Source organism: Pseudomonas sp. GW822-FHT03F04, assembly GCF_058801405.1.
In genome coordinates, this window is record NZ_JBXANF010000002.1 from 606,932 (window position 1) to 631,143 (window position 24,212).

At 58.4% G+C, this 24,212-nt stretch carries 25 protein-coding genes and 3 tRNA genes; 19 read left to right on the forward strand and 9 right to left on the reverse strand.

Annotation, left to right across the window (positions count from 1 at the left end; all coding sequences use genetic code 11):
• Positions 1–38 precede the first annotated feature (38 nt).
• From AC1RMX_RS06425 to AC1RMX_RS06470, 10 genes are all read left to right on the forward strand, one after another.
• A complete protein-coding gene (locus AC1RMX_RS06425) occupies positions 39–1,100 on the forward strand; it encodes an NAD(P)H-dependent flavin oxidoreductase (RefSeq protein ID WP_096821547.1) in 1,062 nt (353 codons plus the stop codon).
• Between the two features lie 178 nt (positions 1,101–1,278).
• Entirely contained in the window at positions 1,279–2,034 is a 756-nt protein-coding gene (modA, locus tag AC1RMX_RS06430) for a molybdate ABC transporter substrate-binding protein (protein WP_096821549.1), read from the forward strand.
• Positions 2,035–2,715 carry a molybdate ABC transporter permease subunit gene (modB, locus tag AC1RMX_RS06435; protein ID WP_096821551.1) on the forward strand — a complete coding sequence of 227 codons (681 nt, stop codon included), beginning with the start codon at positions 2,035–2,037 and terminating at the stop codon, positions 2,713–2,715.
• A 3-nt stretch (positions 2,716–2,718) separates the two neighbouring features.
• Complete coding sequence (modC, locus tag AC1RMX_RS06440) at positions 2,719–3,798, forward strand: molybdenum ABC transporter ATP-binding protein (protein WP_493071097.1); 1,080 nt, start codon at positions 2,719–2,721, stop codon at positions 3,796–3,798.
• Positions 3,799–3,870: 72 nt separating this feature from the next.
• Positions 3,871–4,899: a DNA topoisomerase IB gene (locus AC1RMX_RS06445; protein WP_096821555.1), complete on the forward strand. Its 1,029-nt coding sequence runs from the start codon at positions 3,871–3,873 to the stop codon at positions 4,897–4,899.
• 93 nt (positions 4,900–4,992) lie between these two features.
• Entirely contained in the window at positions 4,993–5,223 is a 231-nt protein-coding gene (locus AC1RMX_RS06450; RefSeq protein ID WP_096821557.1) for a hypothetical protein, read from the forward strand.
• A 120-nt stretch (positions 5,224–5,343) separates the two neighbouring features.
• The gene (locus AC1RMX_RS06455; protein WP_085730787.1) at positions 5,344–5,574 is read left to right on the forward strand and encodes a hypothetical protein; all 231 of its coding nucleotides are present in this window, start codon (positions 5,344–5,346) and stop codon (positions 5,572–5,574) included.
• A gap of 85 nt (positions 5,575–5,659) precedes the next feature.
• Entirely contained in the window at positions 5,660–5,944 is a 285-nt protein-coding gene (locus AC1RMX_RS06460) for a hypothetical protein (protein WP_493071100.1), read from the forward strand.
• 114 nt (positions 5,945–6,058) lie between these two features.
• Complete coding sequence (locus AC1RMX_RS06465; RefSeq protein ID WP_096821560.1) at positions 6,059–6,730, forward strand: TetR/AcrR family transcriptional regulator; 672 nt, start codon at positions 6,059–6,061, stop codon at positions 6,728–6,730.
• Positions 6,731–6,848: 118 nt separating this feature from the next.
• A complete protein-coding gene (locus AC1RMX_RS06470; RefSeq protein ID WP_493071102.1) occupies positions 6,849–7,688 on the forward strand; it encodes an NAD(P)H-binding protein in 840 nt (279 codons plus the stop codon).
• A gap of 194 nt (positions 7,689–7,882) precedes the next feature.
• Here the strand turns inward: AC1RMX_RS06470 and AC1RMX_RS06475 are convergent, their stop codons facing one another.
• The 8 genes from AC1RMX_RS06475 to AC1RMX_RS06510 form a co-directional block, all read right to left on the reverse strand.
• Positions 7,883–8,122 (reverse strand): YceK/YidQ family lipoprotein, encoded by a 240-nt coding sequence (locus AC1RMX_RS06475; protein WP_096821563.1) that lies wholly within the window; start codon positions 8,120–8,122, stop codon positions 7,883–7,885.
• 208 nt (positions 8,123–8,330) lie between these two features.
• A tRNA-Leu gene (locus tag AC1RMX_RS06480) sits at positions 8,331–8,417 on the reverse strand.
• 194 nt (positions 8,418–8,611) lie between these two features.
• Positions 8,612–8,685 (reverse strand) — tRNA-Cys (locus AC1RMX_RS06485).
• Positions 8,686–8,732: 47 nt separating this feature from the next.
• Positions 8,733–8,808 (reverse strand) — tRNA-Gly (locus AC1RMX_RS06490).
• Between the two features lie 60 nt (positions 8,809–8,868).
• Entirely contained in the window at positions 8,869–9,429 is a 561-nt protein-coding gene (gene pgsA / locus AC1RMX_RS06495) for a CDP-diacylglycerol--glycerol-3-phosphate 3-phosphatidyltransferase (protein ID WP_085730785.1), read from the reverse strand.
• 32 nt (positions 9,430–9,461) lie between these two features.
• Complete coding sequence (gene uvrC / locus AC1RMX_RS06500) at positions 9,462–11,285, reverse strand: excinuclease ABC subunit UvrC (protein WP_096821565.1); 1,824 nt, start codon at positions 11,283–11,285, stop codon at positions 9,462–9,464.
• A gap of 2 nt (positions 11,286–11,287) precedes the next feature.
• Complete coding sequence (gacA, locus tag AC1RMX_RS06505; RefSeq protein WP_032829778.1) at positions 11,288–11,929, reverse strand: response regulator transcription factor GacA; 642 nt, start codon at positions 11,927–11,929, stop codon at positions 11,288–11,290.
• Positions 11,930–12,056: 127 nt separating this feature from the next.
• Positions 12,057–12,521: a GNAT family N-acetyltransferase gene (locus AC1RMX_RS06510; RefSeq protein ID WP_096821612.1), complete on the reverse strand. Its 465-nt coding sequence runs from the start codon at positions 12,519–12,521 to the stop codon at positions 12,057–12,059.
• 184 nt (positions 12,522–12,705) lie between these two features.
• On the opposite strand from AC1RMX_RS06510, the gene AC1RMX_RS06515 reads away from it, so the two are divergent.
• Positions 12,706–12,834, forward strand: coding sequence for a hypothetical protein (locus AC1RMX_RS06515; RefSeq protein WP_255261935.1), 129 nt, complete (start codon positions 12,706–12,708; stop codon positions 12,832–12,834).
• A 334-nt stretch (positions 12,835–13,168) separates the two neighbouring features.
• Positions 13,169–14,245, forward strand: a complete 1,077-nt coding sequence (locus AC1RMX_RS06520; protein ID WP_493071106.1) for a 3-deoxy-7-phosphoheptulonate synthase — start codon at positions 13,169–13,171, stop codon at positions 14,243–14,245.
• A 47-nt stretch (positions 14,246–14,292) separates the two neighbouring features.
• On the opposite strand, the gene AC1RMX_RS06525 is transcribed toward AC1RMX_RS06520, so the two are convergent.
• On the reverse strand, positions 14,293–15,402 hold the full coding sequence (locus tag AC1RMX_RS06525) for a hypothetical protein (protein ID WP_493071108.1): 1,110 nt from the start codon (positions 15,400–15,402) through the stop codon (positions 14,293–14,295).
• Between the two features lie 337 nt (positions 15,403–15,739).
• Between AC1RMX_RS06525 and AC1RMX_RS06530 the strand changes: the two genes are divergently transcribed.
• The 7 genes from AC1RMX_RS06530 to AC1RMX_RS06560 all read left to right on the forward strand — a co-directional run bounded on the left by AC1RMX_RS06530 (position 15,740) and on the right by AC1RMX_RS06560 (position 24,119).
• Entirely contained in the window at positions 15,740–16,609 is an 870-nt protein-coding gene (locus tag AC1RMX_RS06530; protein ID WP_493071110.1) for an esterase/lipase family protein, read from the forward strand.
• Between the two features lie 97 nt (positions 16,610–16,706).
• Complete coding sequence (locus AC1RMX_RS06535; protein WP_041478733.1) at positions 16,707–16,988, forward strand: peptidylprolyl isomerase; 282 nt, start codon at positions 16,707–16,709, stop codon at positions 16,986–16,988.
• A 135-nt stretch (positions 16,989–17,123) separates the two neighbouring features.
• Positions 17,124–18,992 (forward strand): extracellular solute-binding protein, encoded by a 1,869-nt coding sequence (locus AC1RMX_RS06540; RefSeq protein ID WP_493071112.1) that lies wholly within the window; start codon positions 17,124–17,126, stop codon positions 18,990–18,992.
• On the forward strand, positions 18,992–20,053 hold the full coding sequence (locus AC1RMX_RS06545) for a microcin C ABC transporter permease YejB (RefSeq protein ID WP_249485914.1): 1,062 nt from the start codon (positions 18,992–18,994) through the stop codon (positions 20,051–20,053). The genes AC1RMX_RS06540 and AC1RMX_RS06545 overlap by 1 nt, the downstream gene beginning before the upstream one ends.
• Positions 20,053–21,075: an ABC transporter permease gene (locus tag AC1RMX_RS06550; protein WP_102622254.1), complete on the forward strand. Its 1,023-nt coding sequence runs from the start codon at positions 20,053–20,055 to the stop codon at positions 21,073–21,075. The genes AC1RMX_RS06545 and AC1RMX_RS06550 overlap by 1 nt, the downstream gene beginning before the upstream one ends.
• Before the next feature lie 13 nt (positions 21,076–21,088).
• Positions 21,089–22,663 carry an ABC transporter ATP-binding protein gene (locus AC1RMX_RS06555; protein ID WP_493071115.1) on the forward strand — a complete coding sequence of 525 codons (1,575 nt, stop codon included), beginning with the start codon at positions 21,089–21,091 and terminating at the stop codon, positions 22,661–22,663.
• Between the two features lie 40 nt (positions 22,664–22,703).
• On the forward strand, positions 22,704–24,119 hold the full coding sequence (locus tag AC1RMX_RS06560; protein WP_096821575.1) for a sigma-54 interaction domain-containing protein: 1,416 nt from the start codon (positions 22,704–22,706) through the stop codon (positions 24,117–24,119).
• Positions 24,120–24,212 lie beyond the last annotated feature (93 nt).

The window sequence follows — 24,212 nt, forward strand, 5'->3', positions numbered from 1 at the left end:
AGCTTCCCTGCCCTGCTTTGTCCTTCGGAGTCTTTTCCATGAACCAATGGCCAGATACCCGCATTCTTGACCTGCTCGGCATCGAACTGCCGATCATCCAGGGCCCGATGGCCGGTGCCACCAACTCGTCGATGGTCATTGCCGTGTGCAATGCGGGCGGTTTGGGATCAATGCCGGCAGCGATGTTGAGCATCGAGCAATTGCGCGAAGAACTGAAAGCCATCCGCCAGGGCACTGACAAACCTTTCAACGTCAACTTCTTCTGCCACCAGCCACCGGCCGCCGATGAACAGCGGGCGCGGGACTGGAAGAATCTGCTGGAGCCCTACTACCGCGAACTGGGTGCCGACTTCGATGCGCCGACGCCGGTATCCAACCGAGCGCCGTTTGATGGGGCGGCTTGCGAAGTGCTGGAAGAGTTTCGCCCTGAGGTGGTGAGTTTCCACTTCGGCCTGCCGGAAAAGTCCCTGCTGAACCGGGTCAAGGCCACCGGTGCGAAAATCCTGTCTTCGGCCACCAACGTCGATGAAGCCATCTGGCTGGAACAGAACGGTTGCGATGCAATCATCGCCATGGGCTACGAAGCCGGAGGCCATCGGGGCATGTTCCTCAGCGATGACCTGAGCAGCCAGGTCGGAACCTTTGCCCTCGTTCCGCAAATCGTCGACGCGGTCAAAGTGCCGGTGATTGCTGCCGGTGCGATCGCCGATGCGCGAGGCGTTGCAGCGGCGTTCATGCTCGGTGCATCTGCTGCTCAGGTCGGAACGGCTTATCTGTTTACACCAGAGGCCAAAGTCAGTGCCTCTCATCACAAGGCGCTGCGCACGGCGAAAGACAGTGAGACCGCTATCACCAACCTGTTCACCGGACGTCCGGCACGGGGAATTCTGAATCGAGTGATGCGTGAAGTGGGACCGATGTCGGACAAAGCGCCGGCGTTTCCCTTGGCCGGCGGTGCCCTGATGCCATTGCGCGCCAAGGATGAGGCCGACTTCAGCAATCTCTGGGCCGGTCAGGCGTTTACGTTGGGCAAGGAGTTGAGCAGTGCCGAACTGACTCGCCAACTCGCCGAAGGAGCGCTCGCGAAACTGGCTCGGTAAAAAAGCACGGCAGACTGAGGGATTTCATGCCCTCACCTGCCTGCCTGAAACCAGCACTTTCCGTTTAGAGGCATTTCGCTATATATTCATCTATATAGCGATTCACCCCCTCGCATCGGCGCAGTCTACCCCTCCAACAATAACTGCCCACTGCACTTGCCAACAACGGAGCTGTTACATGACCATTCGTGCCTCACGGTTTGCCCCTGCCCTGCTCGCGGTATTCGCCATCGGCGCCGCTCAGGCCGACGAAGTGCAAGTCGCCGTCGCGGCCAACTTCACTGCACCGATCCAGGCGATCGCCGCCGATTTCGAAAAAGACACCGGGCACAAACTGGTCGCGGCCTATGGCGCCACCGGACAGTTCTACACCCAGATCAAGAACGGCGCGCCGTTCGAAGTGTTCCTCTCGGCTGACGACACCACCCCTGAGAAACTGGAAAAAGAAGGCGACACCGTCAAGGGCTCGCGCTTCACCTACGCCATCGGCACGCTGGCGCTATGGTCGGCCAAAGAAGGTTACGTCGACGCCAAAGGCGACGTTCTGAAGAAAAACGAATACCAACACCTTTCCATCGCCAACCCGAAAGCTGCGCCTTACGGCCTGGCTGCCACCCAGGTGCTGGAAAAGCTGAAATTGACTGATGCAACCAAAGCCAAAATCGTCGAAGGCCAGAACATCACTCAGGCTTATCAATTCGTGTCCACCGGCAACGCTGAACTGGGCTTCGTTGCCCTGTCGCAGATCTACAAGGACGGCAAGGTCAGCAGCGGCTCGGCGTGGATCGTTCCGGCGAGCATGCACGACCCGATCAAACAGGACGCCGTCATCCTGAACAAAGGCAAAGACAACGCCGCTGCCAAGGCGCTGGTTGAATACCTCAAAGGCCCGAAAGCCGCTGCGGTGATCAAGTCCTACGGTTATCAGCTGTAAATGTCGCTGACGAGTGCCGATTTCGCGGCGATCTGGCTGACCCTGAAACTGGCGTCCCTGACCACCGCGATCCTGCTGGTCATCGGCACTCCGATTGCCCTGTGGCTGTCGCGCAGCCAATCCTGGTTGCGTGGCCCCATCGGGGCAATTGTCGCCCTGCCTCTGGTACTGCCGCCGACCGTCATCGGTTTTTATCTGTTGCTCGCGCTCGGGCCTAATGGCTTTCTTGGGCATTTCACCCAGTGGCTGGGGCTCGGCACACTGACGTTCAGTTTCACCGGACTGGTCATCGGTTCGGTGCTCTATTCCATGCCCTTTGTGGTGCAGCCGTTGCAAAACGCCTTCTCCGCCATCGGCACTCGCCCCCTGGAAGTGGCGGCCACCTTGCGCGCCAATCCATGGGACACTTTTTTCAGCGTCATCCTGCCGCTCGCACGTCCCGGTTTCATTACGGCGGCGATCCTGGGTTTCGCCCATACCGTCGGCGAATTCGGCGTTGTACTGATGATCGGCGGCAATATTCCCGACAAGACCCGGGTGGTCTCGGTACAAATCTACGACCACGTCGAAGCCATGGAATACTCACAAGCACATTGGCTCGCCGGTGCGATGCTGGTGTTTTCGTTTCTGGTGTTGCTGGCGCTCTATTCCAGCCGCAAGTCGCGCGCAGGCTGGAGTTGATCGATGATTGAAGCACGCTTGAAACTCGCTTACTCCGGCTTCGGCCTGGATGTCGACCTGCACTTGCCCGGTCGTGGCGTGACCGCATTGTTCGGACAATCGGGCTCAGGCAAGACCACCTGCCTGCGTTGCATTGCCGGACTGGAACGGGCTCCGTACGCCTTTGTGCAAATCAACGACGAAATCTGGCAGGACAGCGAGAAAGGCATTTTCGTACCGCCGCACAAACGTGCGCTCGGCTATGTGTTTCAGGAGGCGAGCCTGTTTCCACACCTCTCGGTACTGGCCAACCTGCAATTCGGCCTCAAACGGATTGCCAGGAATCAACGTCGGGTCGACATGGCACAGGCCACCGAACTGTTGGGAATCGGCCATTTGCTGGAGCGTCATCCGCAGCATTTATCCGGCGGCGAACGTCAACGCGTCGGCATCGCTCGGGCGCTCTTGACCAGTCCGAAACTGTTGCTGATGGACGAGCCGCTCGCGGCCCTCGACAGTCAGCGCAAAAGCGAAATCCTGCCTTACCTGCAACGGCTGCACGACGAACTCGATATCCCGGTTCTGTATGTCAGCCACGCCCAGGACGAAGTCGCGCGCCTGGCCGACCACCTGGTGCTGCTCGACAACGGCAAAGCGCTGGCCAGCGGTCCGATCGGCGAAACTCTGGCCCGCCTGGATCTGCCACTGGCAATGGGCGATGACGCCGGAGTGGTGATCGAGGGGCACGTTATCTCCTACGATCACAACTACCAATTGCTCTGCCTGCAATTGCCCGACACGTTACTGAGCATTCGTGTGACCCACTCCCCCATGGAAGTCGGTCAGACGCTGCGCTGCAAAGTGCAGGCTCGCGATATCAGCCTGACCCTGCAAAACACTGAGCACAGCAGCATCCTCAATCGCCTGCCGGTCACGGTGGCCAGCGAAATGCCTGCCGACAATGCCGCTCATGTGCTGATCCGCCTTGATGCAGGCGGCACGCCTCTGCTGGCAAGAATCACCCGGTATTCGCGGGATCAGTTGGGCGTGCATGCGGGTCAACAATTGTGGGCGCAGATCAAGGCTGTCGCGGTTCTGGCTTGAATCGGTCGGCACGACTGTCATGGCATGCGGTCAATCGCTGTAACAGCCTGATTGCCGCCAAGGATTCCCGCCATGCCCGATACCGCGCTGACCGATGTGTTGCCTTCGGACCTGCATTACGTCGATGACACCCAGCCCGGGCTCACCCGCAAAAAGCTGCGCGGCAAGTTCTGCTACTTCGACACAGCTGGTCAGCGCATCAGTGATCCTGACGAAATCAAACGCATCAACGCGCTGGCCGTGCCTCCGGCTTACACCGATGTCTGGATCTGCGCAGACCCTCGCGGCCACCTGCAAGCCACCGGTCGCGATGCTCGCGGGCGCAAACAGTACCGTTATCACCCGCGCTGGCGCGAGGTCCGTGATGCCGACAAATACTCGCGACTGCGCGAGTTCGGCATCGCGCTGCCGAAGTTGCGCAAACAACTGGAAACACTGTTGGCGGCGCCAGGGTTCAGTCGCGACAAAGTCATGGCCACGGTGATCACTTTGCTCGATGCCACGCTGATCCGCGTCGGCAATACCCAATACGCGCGGGACAACCGGTCGTACGGACTGACCACCCTGCGCAGCCGACATGTCGAGGTCAACGGCAGCGCGATCCTGTTCCAGTTTCGCGGCAAAAGCGGTGTCGAACATCAGATCACGGTGAAGGACCGACGCCTGGCGCGGATCATCAAGCGCTGCCTGGAAATCCCGGGGCAGAATCTGTTCCAGTATCTGGATGAACATGGCGAGCGGCACACCGTCAGCTCTTCAGACGTCAACACCTACCTGCAAACCCTGACCGGTGCGGACTTCACCGCCAAGGACTACCGAACCTGGGCCGGCAGCGCCCTCGCCCTGGCAGTGTTGCGGGAGTTGCAATGGGAATCGGAAACCGAAGCCAGGCGGCATGTGGTGGAGATGGTCAAGGGTGTGGCGCGGCAACTGGGGAACACGCCGGCGGTGTGCCGTAAATGTTATATCCACCCGGCCGTGGTGGAGCATTTCATGCTGGGCGCGCTGGCCGAGCTACCACGACCTCGGGTGCGCAAGGGGCTGCGCGCCGAGGAGGTTGCACTGGCCATGTTCCTGGAACGGATGACCACCCTGACCTGAGCGTCTGCAACCGACGAACTGACCTGCCTATTTTTTGCACGATTTGTCAGGGCTTCTATAGTTGATCTGACACGAATCAACTGCGGTGACGCCATGGAAGACATATTCGTCGTGAAGCGTTGCAACAAGATCATCATTCACGGTCGCCGCGCCGGAGAAAGTCTCCATGAACCTGCCGAAGCCACCGGTTGGTACCGCATCAGTGACACGCGTACCGGCGGCTTCATCGGGGATGGCTACGATCTGGAAGAGGACGCCCGGCGAGAATGCCTGCGGCTTAACGCCGCCAGCTCGCGGGTGACGGTCAGCGAGTCTTCGGGCTGATAGCTGTCATTTACGGGTCTATACTCAAACCAGCTGAAGGAGCAGCGCCCCAACGGCAGAGAGCTCGCGCTTCGCGGGCTTTTTGCTGCCTCAGAGCGGTTTCCTGAACGGAGGTGTTCCATGTCCGAAAGAGAGTCCATCACCACTCTCCTCACCTTGCTCGATGCCCGGGAGGCACGCCTCGCCGCGGCCTGCAAAGAGATCGCCGACTGGGTCGATCATCAAGGCGGGCACCCGACCGCCCTGCGCATTCGCGATCGTTTGAACGACATCGAAAAAGATGCTCCGCTGATTCGCAGCACCCTGTCGTCGCTCAAACCTGTCGACCGGCCGCTGCCACGCTTCAGGTGATCCGCTGATTGGCGCAATGCTGCAAAAAAGAACGTCCTTGGTGGTGAGAGGTCAAACCCTCTACACGTCACCAAGGAGGCGTCTCATGGTCATTCACTTCAAAGTCGACGGGCATCTGGCCTGTGGTCACAAGGGCAATAACCTCAGTGCCAGCCCCGAGCTCAATCGCGTCAAATGCCGCAGCTGCCGCAACACAGAAGCTTATAAAAACGCACGCAAAGACCAACGTAATGCTGCGCGTCGGCTCGCTCGCCATGCAAAAGCAACGCACCGTGCATCTGGTTGGCGCTCGGAGTGGATCGAGCGTCTGACAGCGATGACTGGTCTCCAACGCCTGCCAAGAGGTTTTACCGGGCAAGCATTCGTTTAAGCGGCCGACGACAATGGGCCGTCTGTTCGGCCCATTTCTGCTGATGAGTTTATGACTGTGTAGATCCGCCGATGCTATGGTAAGCCCTGTCCGTTTCAGTTTCGGTAACTCAGAGTGCAAGCATCCATTGATCCTGAAGAAAGCGTCGGAGCTTCCCCCTCACCTCGCCGCAATCCGTCGCAAAAACGCAGCCGTGAACGGCAGGAACGAATTCTCGGTGTGGCCACCCGGCTGATTGCCAGCAAGGGCAGCGATCAACTGAAGATGAGTGAAATCGCTGCACTCTGCGAGATATCCATTGGCTCTCTCTACCAGTATTTTCCTGACAAGAGTTCGATCATCCTCAGCCTCGCACAGCGTTACAACGCCGAAAGCCGCCGCTGCATTCAGGTTGCTCTGGAGGCGGTCCACGATGCGCAATCGCTGGAAGTCGCTTATTCGGAACTGCTGGATCTGTACTACCAGATCATCACGGCAGAACCGGTCATGCGCGATATCTGGTCAGGTATGCAGGCTGACAAACAGCTGCTGGATCTGGAACTGCAGGAAAGTCGCATCGCGGCGCAAATGTTGACCCACGCGGTGCTGCGCGCCTTCCCTGATGCCAATGAACAACAAGTGAGCGATGGGGCTTTTCTGGTCTGGCAACTGGGTGAATCGACGATGCGCCTGGCCATTTCCTGCTCTGAGGCAGAAGGTAAGCGACTGGTCGAAACCTTCAAGCGCATGTCGCTTCGGGAAATACTGCATCCGGCCCTCGCCGACTCTCTCAATTCTTCGATCTAAATCCGTGACGTTCAACAAATGACCTGTCGTCGGCTGAGGACAGGCGTTTCTTGACGGCATAACGTGAGCATCTATCGTATTTTTTGTGAGAGATGCTCACGTTAACAGAGAGATGATCATGACAAGCTCAGAAGCCCAACCCTTTCTGATACTCGGCGCTACCGGAAAAACCGGAAGCCGCATCAGCAAACGACTGATCGAAGAAGGACATCCGGTTCGACCAGGGTCGCGCAATGCACCCATCCCGTTCGATTGGGAGAATCCTTCAACCTGGAGCGCTGCTCTCACGGGTGTGCGCGCAGTCTATATCTCCTATCAGCCCGATCTCGCCATGCCCGGCGCCTTGGAAACCCTGCAGGCGTTCGTTTCGCTCGCCGTCAAGCACCACATCAAACACTTGGTACTGCTTTCAGGACGCGGAGAAATTGAAGCGCAAGAAGCTGAACGGATTGTGCAGAACAGCGGCATCGACTGGACAATTCTGCGAGCCAGTTGGTTTTTCCAGAACTTCAGCGAGGCACATTTCCTCGATCCGATCATCGAAGGTCAGCTCGTGCTTCCAGTCGGCAATGTCGCTGAGCCGTTTGTCGATGCGGAAGATATTGCCGAAGTCGCCGTGCAGGCACTCACCAAACCGGGTCATGCTGGAAAACTCTATGAACTGACCGGGCCACAAGCACTGACCTTCACTGAGGCAATACGGGAAATCAGCTCGGCAACAGGGCGCGATATCCAGTTCATACAAGTGCCGGCGGAGAGTTACCGCAAAGAACTTGAAAATGCGCAACTACCTGCGCCGTGGGTCGACCTGGTGCTTTATCTCTTCACCACTGTACTGGACGGGCGCAATACCGCTGTTGCCGATGGTGTGACGCAAGCGTTGGGACGGCCGGCGGCAGACTTCAGTGCTTATGCCAGACGTACGGCTTCGACTGGGGTCTGGAATGCTCGACCGTGAATGAAGGGCGGATGTTTTTGTGGCACAAAAAAGGCTTGCATGAAAAACGTCATGCAAGCCTTTATATTCAATGTATCGAAAGCCGAGCCTGAACGAATGCCCCTCTGGAGAGCTCAATCGGTTCGTATTCCATACTGTCCAGTGATTGAAATCCAGGTCGAAACCTCATCCCGATACGGAGGCATTCCAGCAAATCAAAGGTTACAGCTGTACTGATACTCGAAGGGGAAAAATACCGTATCGACCACTAATGAAAACGGTGCGTCTATGAGTAAAAACGGAATCAACTTTCCTTTGGATGCACCCACCGCCCACCAATCAAACCGCACTCCGATATAGGGGCATCGATGCTCGTCGTAATCCATCCGCATGGCGGTTGCTGCACAACCACTCAGACTGGCGATCAACACCAGTAAAACTGCTTTGCGAAACACGTAACGTCCTTATTACATCATCGATGGAGACTGAATGCTCCTGCCCCACCTCTCAGTTGACCGCGATAGCGACGAGGTTGAACAGCACGATCCGAATGGCAGGGAAAAGGTCATGACAACAAGATCAATCAGGGTTGAGATCAAAATTGCGACCCAGAAACTAACAAGGGTTTGCATCAGCTTTCGCCCGCAAACCCTTGATTCAAGATGGTGCCCGAAGCCGGAATCGAACCGGCACGCCCTTACGAGCGGGGGATTTTAAGTCCCATGCGTCTACCAGTTTCGCCATTCGGGCGGTAGCGCGATACTGCGTTGCCCTGATGCCGGTTCACAATCCTGACAGATTGCTGCCCGTACAGCAGAGGGGGAAATATATACATCACTCCCCCGTGAAGCAAGTTGGCAAAGGCCGTTTTAAAGACTAAATCTTTCAGCACAATGCAATAAAAAAAGCTCCGTAAATCATGGATCTACGGAGCTTATTTATAGTGGAGGCCGAGGTCGGAATCGAACCGGCGTAGGTGGATTTGCAATCCACTGCATAACCATTTTGCTACTCGGCCTCAAAAACATTTGCTGTCAGTAGCGCAACAACAAACGCTGTAAAACTTGGAGCGGGAAACGAGACTCGAACTCGCGACCCCGACCTTGGCAAGGTCGTGCTCTACCAACTGAGCTATTCCCGCTTGGTGTGGCGCATTCTATAGAAATCAGAAGCGCCGTCAACCCCTTGATTCAAAAAAGTTTTATTTCTTTTCAACATCGGTCTTCAGATGCGGCCAGGCAGCCCGAAGGTATTGAACCATCGACCACAAGGTCAGGCCTGCAGAAACCATCAGCAACGTGTAACCGATGAAAACCCAGAAGCTGAAAACCTTGGGGTTGGCCAGAAGAATCACCAGTGCAAGCATTTGCGCAGCGGTTTTCCATTTGCCCAGGTTCGATACAGCCACATGAGCCCGCGCACCAAGTTCGGCCATCCACTCACGCAACGCCGAAACGACGATCTCGCGACCGATGATGACGGCCGCCGGCAACGTGAGCCACAGGTTGCCGTGTTCCTGCACCAGCAACACCAGTGCAACAGCAACCATCAGTTTGTCAGCGACAGGATCCAGAAACGCTCCAAACGGAGTGCTTTGCTCCAGGCGTCGCGCCAGATAACCATCCAGCCAGTCCGTTGCTGCCGCGAAGGCAAAGACCGAACTTGAGGCCAGATAACTCCACTGGTAAGGCAGATAGAACAACAAAATGAAGATCGGGATGAGCAGGACACGGAGAACGGTAATCAGATTAGGGATATTCATCGGCACAACTGGCTACGAGGTGAATGGGCATTCTACTCACTATGCAGGTTTGCATAAATCGACTCTGCTAGCTTTTTGCTGATCCCCGGCGCTTTGGCGATCTCTTCGATGCTTGCACGAGACAGCTCCTGCAATCCACCAAAATGTTTCAACAAGTCCCTGCGCCGAGTCGGCCCCACGCCCGCCACGCCTTCCAGCGTCGACGTACGACGGGTTTTGCCACGGCGCGCACGGTGTCCAGTGATCGCAAAGCGGTGAGCTTCGTCACGAATCTGCTGAATCAGGTGCAACGCCGGAGAGTCGCCACGCAACGTGAATTCGTGCGCGGCATCATTCAGATACAAAGTCTCGAACCCAGCCTTGCGCGTCGCACCTTTCGCAACGCCCAGCAGGATCAGATCCGGCACGGCCAGTTCGTTGAGCACATCTCGCGCCATCGACAACTGCCCTTTGCCGCCGTCCACCAACAGAATGTCCGGCAACTTGCCCTCACCGTCCTTCAGCTTGCTGAAGCGCCGGGTCAACGCCTGGTGCATGGCGGCATAATCATCACCCGCCGTCACGCCTTCGATGTTGTATCGGCGGTAATCCGATTTGATCGGCCCTTCTGGCCCGAATACCACACAGGACGCAACGGTTGCCTCGCCGCTGGAATGACTGATGTCGTAGCACTCCAGGCGCTGCGGCGGCTCGTCCAGTTTCAGTACCTCGGCCAATGCCTCGAAACGGGCCGCAACGTGCTGACGGTTGGCCAGCCTCGCACCCAGCGCCTGTTCGGCATTGGTCACGGCCAGTTGTTGCCAGCGCGCCCTTGTACCGCGAACCCGATGACTGATGGACAGTTCGCGACCGCGCAGCTCCTGGATCGCTTCGATCAACGTGGGGAAGTCTTCATGGACGACATTGACGATCAGTTCACTGGGCAAATCCCGCTCGGGACTGCTGATGAAATACTGGCCAAGAAACGCAGCCATGACTTCGGCAACGTCTTCCTCAATCCCGACCTGCGGGAAAAAGTTCTTGCTGCCCAGAACCCGCCCTCCCCGTACGCTGATCAAATGCACGCAGGCGCCACCGGGGTTGACGAAAGCTGCGATCACATCGATATCGCCAGTCCCGCCTTCCATGCTCTGCTGATCCTGAACCCGACGCAGCAATGCAATCTGGTCGCGCAGCTCCGCAGCGCGCTCGAACTCGAGATTGATTGCAGCCTCTTCCATCGCCGTGGACAGTTCATTTGTCAGTGCATGACTGCGCCCCTCGAGGAACATCACCGAGTGCCGCACGTCTTCGGCGTATACCTCGGGCTCGACCAGCCCGACACAGGGAGCCTTGCAGCGCTTGATCTGGTACTGCAGGCAAGGACGCGTCCGGTTTTTGTAGTAGCTGTCTTCGCACTGACGCACGAAGAAAGCCTTTTGCAGAAGGCTGAGGCTTTCGCGAATTGCCCCGGCACTCGGATAAGGCCCGAAGTACTTGCCCTTGGCCTTCTTGGCGCCGCGATGAATGCTCAGGCGAGGGAATTGTCCGTCAGACAGAAACACATACGGATAAGACTTATCGTCGCGCAACAGGATGTTGTACGGCGGCCGCCACTCCTTGATCAGTGTTTGCTCAAGCAACAGGGCTTCGGTTTCGTTGGCGGTAATGGTCGTTTCGACCTGGGCTATTCGCCCAACCAGCGCGGCGGTTTTGGGTGCCAGTCCGGTTTTTCGAAAGTAACTGGCCAGGCGCTTCTTCAGATTCTTGGCCTTGCCGACGTACAACAGACGCGCATCGCTGTCGAACATGCGGTAAACGCCGGGGCGCCCGCTGACAGTCGACAGGAAGGCGCCGGAATCGAATGTTTCAGTCATGGTCAGAGGCTGGCATCAACCATGCCGTGACGAACTGCCAGAAGCGTCAGCTCGACATCACTGCTGATCGAAAGCTTCTCGAAAATGCGGTAACGGTAGGTGTTTACGGTTTTTGGCGACAGGCACAATTTGTCGGAAATGATCTGCACCTTCTGGCACCCGACAATCATCAAGGCAATCTGGATTTCGCGCTCCGACAAGGCATCGAACGGAGAATCGTTGGTTGGCTGGAAGGACTTGATCGCCAGTTGCTGGGCAATCTGCGGACTGATGTAGCGCTGACCGGCAAAGACCAGGCGGATGGCCTGTACCATTTCCGGCAATCCAGCACCCTTGGTCAGGTAACCCGCGGCTCCCGCCTGCAGCAATCGGGTAGGAAACGGATCTTCTTCGCACACGGTGACTGCAACCACCTTGATGTCCGGATGGCTGCGCAACAGTTTGCGCGTGGCTTCCAGGCCGCCGATGCCAGGCATCTTGACGTCCATCAGCACCACGTCTGGCTTCAGCTCACGGGCCTTGATAAGGGATTCTTCCCCGGACTCGGCCTGGCCAACCACTTGCAGGCCATCGATATCGGCCAGCATCCGTGTAATGCCCGTACGAACGAGATCATGGTCATCGACCACTAGCACCCTAATCAAGCAGACACCTCGCGATATGGTCTTATTGGGATGCCGGACACCTTAGCAAAAAGTGCCAGACAGACCTAGCGGCAAGCAGCATATAAAAAGTTTCAATTCATCATTCAGGGCTTGCCGGCCGTGCGTTTCAGAGCACACGTGTACTGAATTCGAGATGCATCCTCAGGAAACACTCGTCCTCGCCCTGCACAACCATTCCCTTTCTGCGATACAGGTTTTGCGCCGGATTGTTCTTGAACACTGTCAGACGCAATGCCGGGCGACGTTCAAGGTGCGCAATTGCAACAATCTGATCGATCGCCCAGGAACCTGCACCTTGTCCCTGAAATCCCCCGCAGACCTGTAACTCGCGAATGTACAACGCGCGGGCATCACGACTGAGGCTGAAATAACCTACTGGCCTGCCTTCGCATTCGATCATCCAGTTTTCGCGCCCGGCCCAGGCGATATCGAAAGCTTCGTCCTGCCACAGCAGATCGTAGCTGATGTAATAGCGGAGCATGTTCTGGCAAGTGATTTCTCGCGTAAACGACAGGTCATCGGTCGTCGCCGGTCGCAAATGAAACCTTGTTTGCACATCCACCACCTTCATGCCTTGCCCTCCCCTGATGCCAACCTCGACGCGACTCAACCTTGAACCGCTGAAAACGGCAGAGTGTGTCATAGCTTGCCGAAGGCTCAACCGATAGAGGACGTCTTGTACCTTCAATAGCATTTTCTGATTGCTGACGCGCATCAGGCTCTAGTAAGCTCGGCGCATTCATCGGAGACACATCATGTTCAACGCCCTTGCACAGCTTCTTGCCACCAGCGCCCAGCGCTCGGTTGCGGCTGCGCGCGTGAACAACATTTGCGCTCCAGCCAGCTTTTATTTTGGGTATTGGTTTAGCCACTGGCGCGCCTGATACCCACACGGCGCCCATATAGACGGGTCGCCTACCAGAGAATTCTCAACCCCCGGTCGGCCTCCCGACCGGGGGTTTTGTTTTTTCAGGCCCTGAACTTTCAGCGACACACCAGACATTTGAGGAATCACGACATGAACTACGCCACTTATTACCGCTACGACAGTTTTACCGCCTGGCGATTTAGCAGCCTCCGCTCGGGACAGCCTGCCGCCTCCGATCGGTCACCCACAGGTGGCAAGCCAACACATGTAGCCAATACGGCCAACTGTCGAACACCCCAATAGGGCCGAGTCGGCGGGAAAGACCCGCGACCAGCCCAGGAAGACCGAATATGAACTCGTCCGTTTCTGCTCTGCCACTGTCCACCCTGAACCCGGCCAACGAAGCATTGACCCTGCGTCTGCCCAGTTCGCTGCAACTCAAGCAGCAATTGCCCCTGAGCAATGCCTTGAACCAGCAGGTTGCCAATCACCGCCAGGCCATCCGCGCCATTCTCAACGGCGAAGACCACCGTTTGCTGGTCGTTGTCGGCCCTTGCTCCATTCACGATCCCGAATCAGCGCTCGAATACGCCGAAAAACTTGCCCGACTGGCCAACGACGTCAGTCAGGAAATGCTGCTCGTGATGCGTGCCTACGTCGAAAAACCCCGCACCACCGTCGGCTGGAAGGGTCTCGCTTACGATCCCCATCTGGACGGCAGCGACGACATGGCCGCCGGCCTGACGTTGTCACGCGAACTGATGCTGGAAATGATCCGCCTCGGCCTGCCTGTTGCCACCGAACTTCTGCAACCCATGGCTGCTGGCTACTTCGACGACCTGCTCAGTTGGGTTGCCATCGGTGCGCGGACAACCGAATCACAGATTCATCGCGAGATGGCCAGCGGACTCAGCATGCCGGTCGGCTTCAAGAACGGCACCGATGGCGGCGTATCCATTGCCGTCGACGCAATGCGCTCAGCGGCTCATCCACATCGCCATTTCGGCGTAGACAGCCAGGGTCATCCGGCAATCATCCCGACTTCGGGCAACCCGGACACGCACCTGGTCCTGCGCGGCGGCCATCAAGGGCCGAACTACGACCGCGCCAGCGTGTCCCGAATCCATACCGAGCTGAACCGCCTGAAAATCCCGAGCCGGATCATGGTCGATTGCAGTCACGCCAACAGCGGCAAGGACCCTCTGCGTCAGCCGGAAGTATTCAACGATGTGCTGGAACAACGCCTGCAAGGCGACCGCTCACTGGTCGGCATGATGATCGAGTCGCACCTGTTCGAAGGATGCCAGCCTCTGAGCGAGTCGTTGCGTTACGGCGTTTCCGTGACCGATGGCTGCCTGGGCTTCAGTGCCACGGAACACCTGCTGCTCAATGCAGCCGACCGCCTTCGGACACAACCTCTGCCTTGATTGCAAAAGCAGCCTTCCGTAGCAGATACGCGCGGAAGGCTGTTTGATCATTCCTGTACGTGCAACAAGACACCCTCGGAAACCTGGCTGACATCGTCCAGTCGCTCGACGGAATAAGACACACGCACGACCGTATTGATGTGTTCACGCCAGAATCGATGGGGAACGATAAAGACGATCGGCTCAACTTCCATCCCGCTGCCGATTTCCCGATCATCACGATGAAAGAAGAACTCTCCATCGCACTTGAGATAAACCAGCTCTCCAACCTCCAGCTGCGCATTGCCGATCACCACACTGACACCGTCAATCGTGTCCTTTACGTCGAGCACGCTGCCTTCCGCCTCCAACACTTGTGGCGCGGCCAGTTCGCCCCGCACCAGCGGAGCAATGTTGACTCGCGTAACCCCTGACTCACGAATCGCACCACTTTTCTGTTCTATGCAGTACTGAACCACCACCTCTCCACCCAGGTGCGGGGCGATGAATTGTGGGTTGACACCGAATACCAGCGACTCTCCAACAGCAAAGGATTCGACGATCAGACAGTCCCGAAAGGAAGCGTGCTCTACGGGACCTTGCCAGATCAACGCCACCCGGTCTCCCGCTGTCATTCCGGCGTAAGGCTGCAGGGTGACCGTGGTTCCATCGATGACACGCGCAGGCTCAAGACTCCCTCCGACAGCATCATCAATGATGGCCGGCAGCAGACTGTAACGAACATCTCCGACATCCAGTCGTTCTCGAGCGGAGGTCACCGGCATCGGCCTTGAAGCGCTGGTCAATGTCCAGAAGACCTCCAGTGAACCGCCGTCCAATGCCGCGATGTGAGGGTTTCTGACGACAAATACAATTTCCTTTCCCAACTGGGCTTCGCTGATGAATCGAACGCCTTCGTTTCGGTACGGCATGCCCTCGATATCAAGACCGTGCCAGCTCAATACCACCCTGTCGCCGCAAGCCATATCGGGATAAGGCGCAATCCGCACGACGACCTTGTTCCGCGAGGGATCAAGAACCGCATCCTCCACAGCGTCGAGGGTGACTGCGGGCAGTGAGTCAACCGGCTCATGACTGCAAGACTGCCCGGATGACTCGATCATTGTTGCGACCAAAGCGTTGCCTTGCGTTGCTTCCTGCGCGTTCTGCGTATTCATTCGTAGCTCCATTCCCTGGAAATACCCTGCAGCTGGCTCGCTGCGTCGAAGAGCCTCTATTCAAGCCGCTTCATCAACAATTTAATGTCGTCCGTTCGCTGTGCAGAACGCGGGCAAGTGCATCACATGAAGTAGGCAACGGCAGGAAAAACACATGGGGCAACGCAGGAGATGTCCAAATATTCCGATCCGGATTTCATACATCAGGGAAGTTTCCTTCAGGCGCTGATCCAGTTTCGGGCGGTGAACCGGGACTCTTCATGCATCATGAGCTCCACGACTGTTTTAGAGTGGCACCGTGCAAATATCGATGAACTTCTGCGATCAAGGATGAAAAATGCAACGAAATACCACAACTCTTTATCCCATCCTGCTGGTGCACGGTCTGTTCGGATTCGAGCGGATCGGCCCTTTTGAGCTGTTCCACGACGTCAAACAGGCGCTGAAGGCCGTCGGCGTGCAGGTGTTCGTGCCGCACCTGTCAGCCATTCATGACAATGAAGTACGAGGCAAACAACTGCTCGGGCAGATTGATTCTGTGCTCAGAGGCACAGGTGCGAGCAAAGTCAACCTGATCGGTCATAGTCAGGGCGCATTGGCGGCTCGCTATGCCGCAGCGGTTGCCCCGCAAAGGGTTGCTTCCGTGACTTCGGTCAGTGGACCGAACCACGGCTCGGAGCTCGCGGACTTCTTGCGCAAGGCACTGATTCCCGGAAGGTTGCCGGAGAGCGTCGCTCAGAATGTGGCCACGCTGTTTTCCGACCTTCTATGCCTGCTCGGTGGAACCACAGCCCTGCCGAAAAATGCGCTGGCCGCATTGAATGCACTGACGACCGTAGGGGTCGGGGATTTCAATGACAAATATCCGCAAGCCCTGCCAGAGAGCTGGGGCGCACAGGGACCCGAACGGGTCAATGGCGTCCGCTACTATTCCTGGAGCGGCGTCGTGCCGGAAATGAATCTGCAAACATTCGATCCCGTTCATGGCATTTGCCGGGCGCTGTCGCAGTACTTCATCACCGAGCCCGGCCAGAACGACGGGATTGTCGGCCGCTACAGCTCTCATCTGGGCACCGTGATCCGTTCCGACTACCCATTTGATCACTTGCGCAGCTTGCGTCGGGCCTCCGGTGAGCCTGCCGGCTCAGCCGATTCGATCCAGTTGTACGTCGAGCACGCCTTGCGCCTGCAGGCAGCTAATCTCTGAGAACCGGCCTCAGACAGCCGAACGGAACTTTGCCGAGAAATCGGCCACTGAATCCGGTAGGCTCCACCCTTTACTGATTTGATTGGAGATTTTTCCCATGGCTAAAGCCACCGCCCGCCACATCCTGGTTTCCAGCGAAGACAAGTGCAACGAACTCAAGGCCCAGATCGAAGCCGGCGCCGATTTCGCTGAAGTCGCCAAAGCCAACTCCACCTGCCCGTCCAGCCGTCAGGGCGGTGATCTGGGCTCGTTCGGCCCGGGCCAGATGGTCAAGGAATTCGATACCGTGGTTTTCAGCGCCCCGATCAATGTCGTCCAGGGCCCGGTCAAGACCCAGTTCGGTTATCACCTGCTGGAAGTCACCAGCCGTCAGGACTGATCCTTCGTCCGCTGAGCTGTGTAACGGCCCGCCAGATGGCGGGCCGTTGTGTTTTGGTTACACCACGCGACTGGCGAACAGCGCTGCGCTCGCGTACAAATTGCGCTTATCGATTACCCGGCTCTAAGGCTGACAATGCGACTGGCTTTCTCCACTTTGATGTTCACTGCCGTGGCTCTGCTGATGAGCGCCGCCGGTGTGAGCGCTGCACCGCAGCATGCTTTGACCGTTTACGGCGAACCGGCAAAGTATCCGGCCAATTTCAGTCACTTCGACTACACCAATCCGCAGGCCCCCAAGGGCGGAACGATGCGCCGCTCGGCGATCGAAATCGGTCACTTCGACCATGTCCTGCCCTACATCGACAAAGGCATCGGCGTCACCCAGATCGATGGCCTGCTGTATTCCCCGCTGGCCCAGCGCTCGATGGACGAGCCCTACACCGTCTACGGACTGGTGGCACAAAAGATGGAGCGTTCCGAGGACGGCCTGTCCCTGCGCTTCTTCATCAACCCCAAGGCTCGCTTCGCCGACGGCAAACCGATCACCGCCGAAGACGTGCGCTACACCTACGATTTGCTGATGACCCAGGGCAGCCTGCGCTATCGCACCCAGTTCGCCGACGTCAAAGGCGTCGAAGTCGAGGCGCCGCTCACCGTGCGCTTCGATTTCAAGAGTAATGAAAACCGCACCCTGCCGCTGGATATCGCAACCCTGCCGGTGTTTCCCGAGCACTGGTGGAAGACTCGGGATTTTGCTGGCGGTGGCGGCTATGAACCTCCGCTGGGCAGCGGCCCGTACCGAGTCGGAAAAGTCGACTCCGGACGCAGTATCACCTTCGAGCGCAATGGCGACTGGTGGGGCAAGGACTTGCCGGTCAGCCGCGGGCTCTACAATTTCGATCACTTCAGCATCGAGTACTTCGGCGACACCGATGTCGCCCGCCAGGTGTTGCGCGGCGGCGCCTACGACTACAACCGCGAATTTTCCGCTACCGGCTACTCGATCGGCTACGACAGCCCGGCCCTGAGCGACGGGCGCCTGCAGAAGGCTCACCTGGCAACCGAGGCGCCGCAATCGGCCCAGGGCTTCGTGTTCAACCTGCAAAAACCGATGTTCCAGGACCGCCGCGTACGTCAGTCCCTGGCCATGCTCTGGGACTTCGAATGGAGCAACCGGCAGATGATGCGCAACATGTACATCCGCCAGCAGAGTTACTTTTCCAACAGCGCCCTCGCGGCCAGTGAACTGCCAGACGCCGCCGAACTGAAGATCCTTGAACCACTGCGCGGACAAATCCCCGACGAGGTATTCACGAAGGTCTTCGAGGCACCGAAAACCGACGGCAGCGGCCTGATCCGTGACAAGCAGCTTCAGGCACTGGAGCTGCTGGAACAGGCTGGCTGGAAACCCGACGGCGACCAATTGGTCAACGCGCAGGGCGAGCCGCTGAGCTTCACCTTCCTGGTCAGCCAGAACGGCATGGATCGCCTGCTGTTGCCCTACAAGCGCACGCTGAAACAGATCGGCATCAACCTCGATATCCGCCGCATCGACTCCTCGCAATACGTCAACCGGCTGATGAGCCGCGATTACGACATGATTGTCACGGGCTACCCGGTCACCACCTCACCCGGTGGGGAACTGCTCAACTACTTCGGGTCCGCCTCGGCCAACGATCCCGGCGCCAACAACTATATGGTGCTGAAAAACCCGGCAGTCGACACCTTGATCAACGGTCTGATCCGCGCCTCGACCCAGCCAGATATGCTGCATTACGCCCACGCGCTGGACCGGGTGCTGCAATGGAACTACTACTGGATCCCCAATTATTACCCGCCCGGCACCTCGACCGTCTGGTGGAACCGCTTCGGCATCCCGACCGTGCAGGCGAGCAATGACGAAGCGATCGAGAGCTGGTGGGAAATCAGCAGCACGCCGCTGACCAACCAGCAGATGACGGCCGAGAAGATCAGCCGTGGCAGACCCGGAGGGCCGCACTGATGTGGGCTTACATACTGCGGCGCCTGCTGCTGATCATTCCGACGCTGGTGATCATTCTGCTGGTCAACTTCGTGATCATCCAGGCCGCCCCTGGCGGTCCGGTGGAACAGGCCATCGCTCATTTGCAAGGCATCGGTGGCGCCAATGTCGGCGGCGGTGCAAGCGAAACCATGAGCAGCACCTCCCGCGCCAGCCGGGGCCTTGATCCGCAGCTGATCAAGGACATCGAAAAACAGTACGGCTTCGACAAACCGGCCCATGAACGCCTGTGGCTGATGCTCAAGAACTATGCGCAGCTGGATTTCGGCAAGAGCTTTTTCCGGGGCGCCACGGTTACCGACCTGATCCTGCAGAAAATGCCGGTGACCATTTCCCTCGGGTTGTGGGCGACGCTGATCACCTATCTGGTGTCGATCCCGCTGGGCATTCGCAAAGCCGTGCACCACGGCAGTCATTTCGATATCTGGAGCAGTACGGCGATCATCATCGGTTACGCGATGCCGGCGTTTCTGTTCGCGATGTTTCTGATCGTTGTGTTTGCCGGCGGTACGTCGCTGAACTGGTTTCCGGTGCGTGGGTTGGTCTCGGACAACTTCGAATCGCTGTCGACCCTGGGCAAAATTGCCGACTACTTCTGGCACCTTGTTCTGCCGGTCACTGCACTGGTGATTGGTGGCTTCGCGACCCTGACCATTCTCACCAAGAACTCGTTCCTCAATGAAATCACCCGTCAGTACGTGGTCACCGCTCGCGCCAAAGGCCTGAGCGAACGCCGGGTGCTGTATGGCCATGTATTTCGCAACGCGATGTTGCTGGTGGTGTCGGGCATTCCCCAGGCGTTCATCAGTGTGTTCTTCGCCGGCTCGTTGCTGATCGAGGTGATCTTCTCCCTCGACGGCCTCGGGCGCATGAGCTACGAAGCGGCCGTGTCCCGCGACTATCCAGTGGTGTTTGGGTCGCTGTTCATCTTCACCCTGTTCGGCCTCCTGATAAAACTGATCGGCGACCTGTGCTACACGCTGGTCGATCCGCGCATCGACTTCGCCGCGAGGAATGCCTGATGTTCAAGCTCTCGCCTCTGGGCCGTCGCCGTTTCGAACGCTTCAAGAAAAACCGTCGGGGCTGGTGGTCGCTGTGGTTGTTCATTGGTCTGTTCGTGATCAGCCTCGGTGGCGAACTGATCGCCAACGACAAACCGCTGGTCGTCAGCTATCAGGGCCAGTGGTACTTCCCGGTGTTCAAGCGCCACACCGAACAGGAATTTGGCGGCCAGTTGCCGTTCCAGGCCGATTACCGCAGCGACTACGTCCAGAACCTGATTCGCAAGGACGGTGGCTGGTTGCTGTTTCCGCCGATCCCGTTCAGTGATGACACACCGAACTACGACCTCAACAAACCGGCGCCGAGCCCACCGACTTCGGTCAACTGGCTGGGCACCGACGATCAGGCGCGGGACGTGCTGGCACGGGTGATTTTCGGCGCGCGGGTGTCGATCCTGTTCGCGCTGATGCTGACCTTCGTCAGCGCCCTGATCGGCATCGCGGCCGGCGCCCTGCAAGGCTATTACGGTGGCTGGATCGACTTGCTCGGTCAGCGTCTGCTCGAAGTCTGGTCGGGGCTGCCGGTGCTGTACCTGCTGATCATTCTGTCGGGGTTTGTCGAGCCGAACTTCTGGTGGCTGCTGGGGATCATGGCACTGTTTTCATGGCTGGCGCTGGTGGATGTGGTGCGGGCCGAATTCCTGCGCGGGCGCAACCTCGAATACGTCAAGGCTGCGCGGGCGCTGGGCCTGACCGACCGCAAGGTGATCTTCCGGCACATCCTGCCCAATGCGATGAATGCCACGTTGAGCTACCTGCCGTTCATTCTGACCGGCGCGATCTCCACCCTGACCGCGCTGGATTTCCTGGGTTTCGGCATGCCCGCCGGCAGTGCGTCGCTGGGCGAGTTGATCGGCCAGGGCAAACAGAACCTGCAAGCACCGTGGCTGGGATTGACGGCGTTTTTCACCCTCGCGTTGATTCTGTCCTTGTTGGTATTCATCGGCGAAGCGTTGCGCGATGCCTTTGACCCGCGCTCATGAACGGATCCTTGAAATGACTGACAACCTGATCGAAATCCGTGACCTCAGCGTCGCCTTCAATGGCCAGACCGCGGTGCGCAATCTGTGCCTGGACATCCGCCCCGGCGAGTGTCTGGCACTGGTCGGCGAGTCGGGGTCGGGCAAATCGGTGACAGCCCACTCGATCCTGCAACTGCTCCCGGACAGCGAAGCCCAGACCACCGGCAGCATTCGCTATCGCGGCCAGGAGCTGGTGGGAGCTGATCCCAAGACCTTGCGCGACTTGCGGGGCAACCGCATCGCGATGATCTTCCAGGAGCCAATGACCTCGCTCAACCCGCTGCACACCATCGAAAAGCAGATTGGCGAAACCCTGCTGCTGCACCGAGGCCTGGGCGGCAAAGAGGCGCAGAAACGCATTCTCGAACTACTCGAACTGGTTGGCATCCAGAAACCGAAAGAACGGTTGAAGGCTTACCCCCACCAATTGTCCGGCGGCCAGCGACAACGCGTCATGATCGCCATGGCCCTGGCCTGCGAACCGGAACTGTTGATCGCCGACGAGCCGACCACGGCCCTGGACGTCACCGTGCAGCGCAAGATTCTGGTGCTGCTCAAATCCCTGCAACAACGGCTTGGGATGTCGCTGCTGCTGATCAGCCACGATCTCAATCTGGTGCGCAGCATCGCCCAGCGGGTGTGCGTGATGAAGGCCGGGGAAATCGTCGAGCAGGCACCGTGCGAAACCCTGTTTACAGAGCCGAAACACCCCTATAGCTGCGTGTTGCTCAATGCTGAACCTGAGGGTGAAGCGCTTCCCCGGGATGAACGGGAAAACGTGCTGGAAGTTGAAGATCTGCGGGTCGACTTCGCGGTCGGCGGCGGGCTGTTCCAGCGCAAGCAATACCTGCGTGCCGTTGACGGTATCAGCCTGAACATCCAGCGTGGCAAAACGTTGGGCATCGTCGGTGAATCCGGCTCGGGCAAGTCAACGCTGGGTCAGGCAATCCTGCGCTTACTCGATTCCGAAGGCAGCATCCGCTTTCAGGGCCAGTCCCTCGATGACCTGAACCAGAAGCAAATGCGCCCGTGGCGCCGGCAGATGCAGGTGGTGTTTCAAGACCCCTTCGGCAGCCTCAGCCCGCGCATGTCGGTGGCACAGATCATCAGCGAAGGGCTGGAGGTACACTGCCAGTCCACCGCCGACGAGTGCGACGCCCAGGTGATCCGTGTGCTCAAGGAAGTCGGCCTCGACCCCGACAGCCGTCATCGCTACCCCCACGAATTTTCCGGTGGCCAGCGTCAGCGCATCGCCATTGCCCGGGCACTGGTGCTCAAACCGGCGCTGATCCTGCTCGACGAGCCGACCTCAGCGCTGGATCGCACCGTGCAGAAACAGGTGGTCGCCCTGCTCCGCCAGCTTCAGGAAAAACATGGCCTGACGTACCTGTTCATCAGCCACGACCTGGCGGTGGTCAGGGCACTGGCCCACGACATGATCGTGATCAAGGACGGCAAAGTGGTCGAACGTGGCGCCAGTCACGACGTGTTCGACTCGCCGCAGCATCCCTATACCAAAGAGCTGTTGGCGGCGGCGCATCCGGGATAGGCATAATCGCGCCACCTGACTTCCGCCAATGGACGCCGCCATGAACACCACTGAAAGCCTCAAGGATTACCAACGGGTTCGCACGCTGGCGATCCGTTCGTTGTTCGAGATCATCGAGCAATCGAGCGAAGGCACGGTGATTGTCGACCGCGACGCCAACATCGTCTGGATGAACGAGCGCTATGCCCGGCGCTTCGGGCTCGACTCTGCGGCCGGAGCCATCGGCAAACCTTGCGAAAGCGTGATTCCGGGCAGTCTGCTGCGTGAAGTGGTGCGCACCGGGCGACCGATTCTGCTGGACATGCAGGACACGCCGAAAGAGCCGCTGGTGGTGATGCGCCTGCCGATCCATGACGACGCCGGATCGGTGATCGGCGCCATCGGCTTCGCCCTGTTCGATGAACTGCGCAGCCTGTCGCCGATGCTCAAGCGCTACCTGAGCATGCAGGAAGAACTGGCCTCGACCCGTTCGCTGCTGCGCGCCCGCCAGACCAAATACAACTTCGCCCACTTCATCGGCACCAGCGCGGCCAGCCTGGAAGTCAAACGCCGTGCCCGCCGCAGCGCGAGTGCGGAGTCACCGGTTCTGCTGCTGGGCGAGACCGGCAGCGGCAAGGAATTGCTGGCCCAGGCGATCCACGGCGCTTCACCCCGAGCGCACAAGGCGTTCGTAAGCATCAACAGTGCGGCGATTCCCGAAGCGCTGCTCGAAGCCGAGTTCTTCGGCACCGCGCCCGGCGCCTTCACCGGTGCAGACCGCAAGGGCCGCACCGGCAAATTGCAGATTGCTCAGGGCGGGACGCTGTTTCTCGACGAAATCGGCGACATGCCGCTGCCACTGCAAAGCAAGTTGTTGCGGGTGCTTCAGGAAAAAGAATTCGAACCCGTAGGTTCCAACGACGTGATCCAGAGCGATGTGCGGGTGATTGCCGCGACGTCGACGGATCTGGAGGCGGCGATCAAGCGCGGTGAGTTCCGCGCCGACTTGTACTACCGGCTCAATGTACTGCCGATTCAGGTGCCGCCGCTGCGTGAGCGTCTGGACGATCTGCCGGCACTCAGTGAGGCGATTCTTGAAGAGCTGCGCAGCCAGCATGAACTCAATCGCGAAGCCCTGGAGCTGCTGGGGCAGCACGCCTGGCCGGGGAACATTCGCGAGTTGCGCAACGTGCTGGAACGAGCGGCGTTGCTCAGTGATGACTTGATGCTGACAGCGAGCGACATTCGCACGGCGATTGGTACGTTTACGCCGGTCGAGCGGGCATCGACGTCAGTGTCAGAGCCAACAGGCAACGAGACCTTCAGCCAGGCTCGGGAGCGTTTTGACCGGCAGTTGATTCAATCGACCCTCGCGCAATGCGGGGGCAAGGTGATTGAGGCGGCTGAGCGTTTGGGGCTTGGGCGTTCGACGCTGTACAAGAAGATGATTGCGCTGGGGATTGCTGAGTCTCAATAGAGAGACACAAATCTCCATAAAGGGACGAGATCGAAAACTTCGCGAGCAGGCTCACTCCCACAGGGAAAAACGTCCAACTGTGAGAGCGGGCTT

Excerpts from the sequence above, each read along its gene's own strand:
- AC1RMX_RS06445 (WP_096821555.1), top strand. The coding sequence starts at position 3,871 with ATGCCCGATACCGCGCTGACCGATGTGTTGCCTTCGGACCTGCATTAC.
- modC (WP_493071097.1), top strand. The coding sequence starts at position 2,719 with ATGATTGAAGCACGCTTGAAACTCGCTTACTCCGGCTTCGGCCTGGAT.
- AC1RMX_RS06535 (WP_041478733.1), top strand. The coding sequence starts at position 16,707 with ATGGCTAAAGCCACCGCCCGCCACATCCTGGTTTCCAGCGAAGACAAG.
- uvrC (WP_096821565.1), bottom strand. The coding sequence starts at position 11,285 with ATGACTGAAACATTCGATTCCGGCGCCTTCCTGTCGACTGTCAGCGGG.
- AC1RMX_RS06555 (WP_493071115.1), top strand. The coding sequence starts at position 21,089 with ATGACTGACAACCTGATCGAAATCCGTGACCTCAGCGTCGCCTTCAAT.
- AC1RMX_RS06460 (WP_493071100.1), top strand. The coding sequence starts at position 5,660 with ATGGTCATTCACTTCAAAGTCGACGGGCATCTGGCCTGTGGTCACAAG.
- modB (WP_096821551.1), top strand. The coding sequence starts at position 2,035 with ATGTCGCTGACGAGTGCCGATTTCGCGGCGATCTGGCTGACCCTGAAA.
- AC1RMX_RS06510 (WP_096821612.1), bottom strand. The coding sequence starts at position 12,521 with ATGAAGGTGGTGGATGTGCAAACAAGGTTTCATTTGCGACCGGCGACG.
- AC1RMX_RS06425 (WP_096821547.1), top strand. The coding sequence starts at position 39 with ATGAACCAATGGCCAGATACCCGCATTCTTGACCTGCTCGGCATCGAA.
- AC1RMX_RS06515 (WP_255261935.1), top strand. The coding sequence starts at position 12,706 with ATGTTCAACGCCCTTGCACAGCTTCTTGCCACCAGCGCCCAGCGCTCG.
- AC1RMX_RS06470 (WP_493071102.1), top strand. The coding sequence starts at position 6,849 with ATGACAAGCTCAGAAGCCCAACCCTTTCTGATACTCGGCGCTACCGGA.
- AC1RMX_RS06540 (WP_493071112.1), top strand. The coding sequence starts at position 17,124 with ATGCGACTGGCTTTCTCCACTTTGATGTTCACTGCCGTGGCTCTGCTG.
- AC1RMX_RS06450 (WP_096821557.1), top strand. The coding sequence starts at position 4,993 with ATGGAAGACATATTCGTCGTGAAGCGTTGCAACAAGATCATCATTCAC.
- AC1RMX_RS06550 (WP_102622254.1), top strand. The coding sequence starts at position 20,053 with ATGTTCAAGCTCTCGCCTCTGGGCCGTCGCCGTTTCGAACGCTTCAAG.
- AC1RMX_RS06530 (WP_493071110.1), top strand. The coding sequence starts at position 15,740 with ATGCAACGAAATACCACAACTCTTTATCCCATCCTGCTGGTGCACGGT.
- AC1RMX_RS06520 (WP_493071106.1), top strand. The coding sequence starts at position 13,169 with ATGAACTCGTCCGTTTCTGCTCTGCCACTGTCCACCCTGAACCCGGCC.
- modA (WP_096821549.1), top strand. The coding sequence starts at position 1,279 with ATGACCATTCGTGCCTCACGGTTTGCCCCTGCCCTGCTCGCGGTATTC.
- AC1RMX_RS06455 (WP_085730787.1), top strand. The coding sequence starts at position 5,344 with ATGTCCGAAAGAGAGTCCATCACCACTCTCCTCACCTTGCTCGATGCC.
- AC1RMX_RS06545 (WP_249485914.1), top strand. The coding sequence starts at position 18,992 with ATGTGGGCTTACATACTGCGGCGCCTGCTGCTGATCATTCCGACGCTG.
- pgsA (WP_085730785.1), bottom strand. The coding sequence starts at position 9,429 with ATGAATATCCCTAATCTGATTACCGTTCTCCGTGTCCTGCTCATCCCG.
- AC1RMX_RS06525 (WP_493071108.1), bottom strand. The coding sequence starts at position 15,402 with ATGAATACGCAGAACGCGCAGGAAGCAACGCAAGGCAACGCTTTGGTC.
- AC1RMX_RS06560 (WP_096821575.1), top strand. The coding sequence starts at position 22,704 with ATGAACACCACTGAAAGCCTCAAGGATTACCAACGGGTTCGCACGCTG.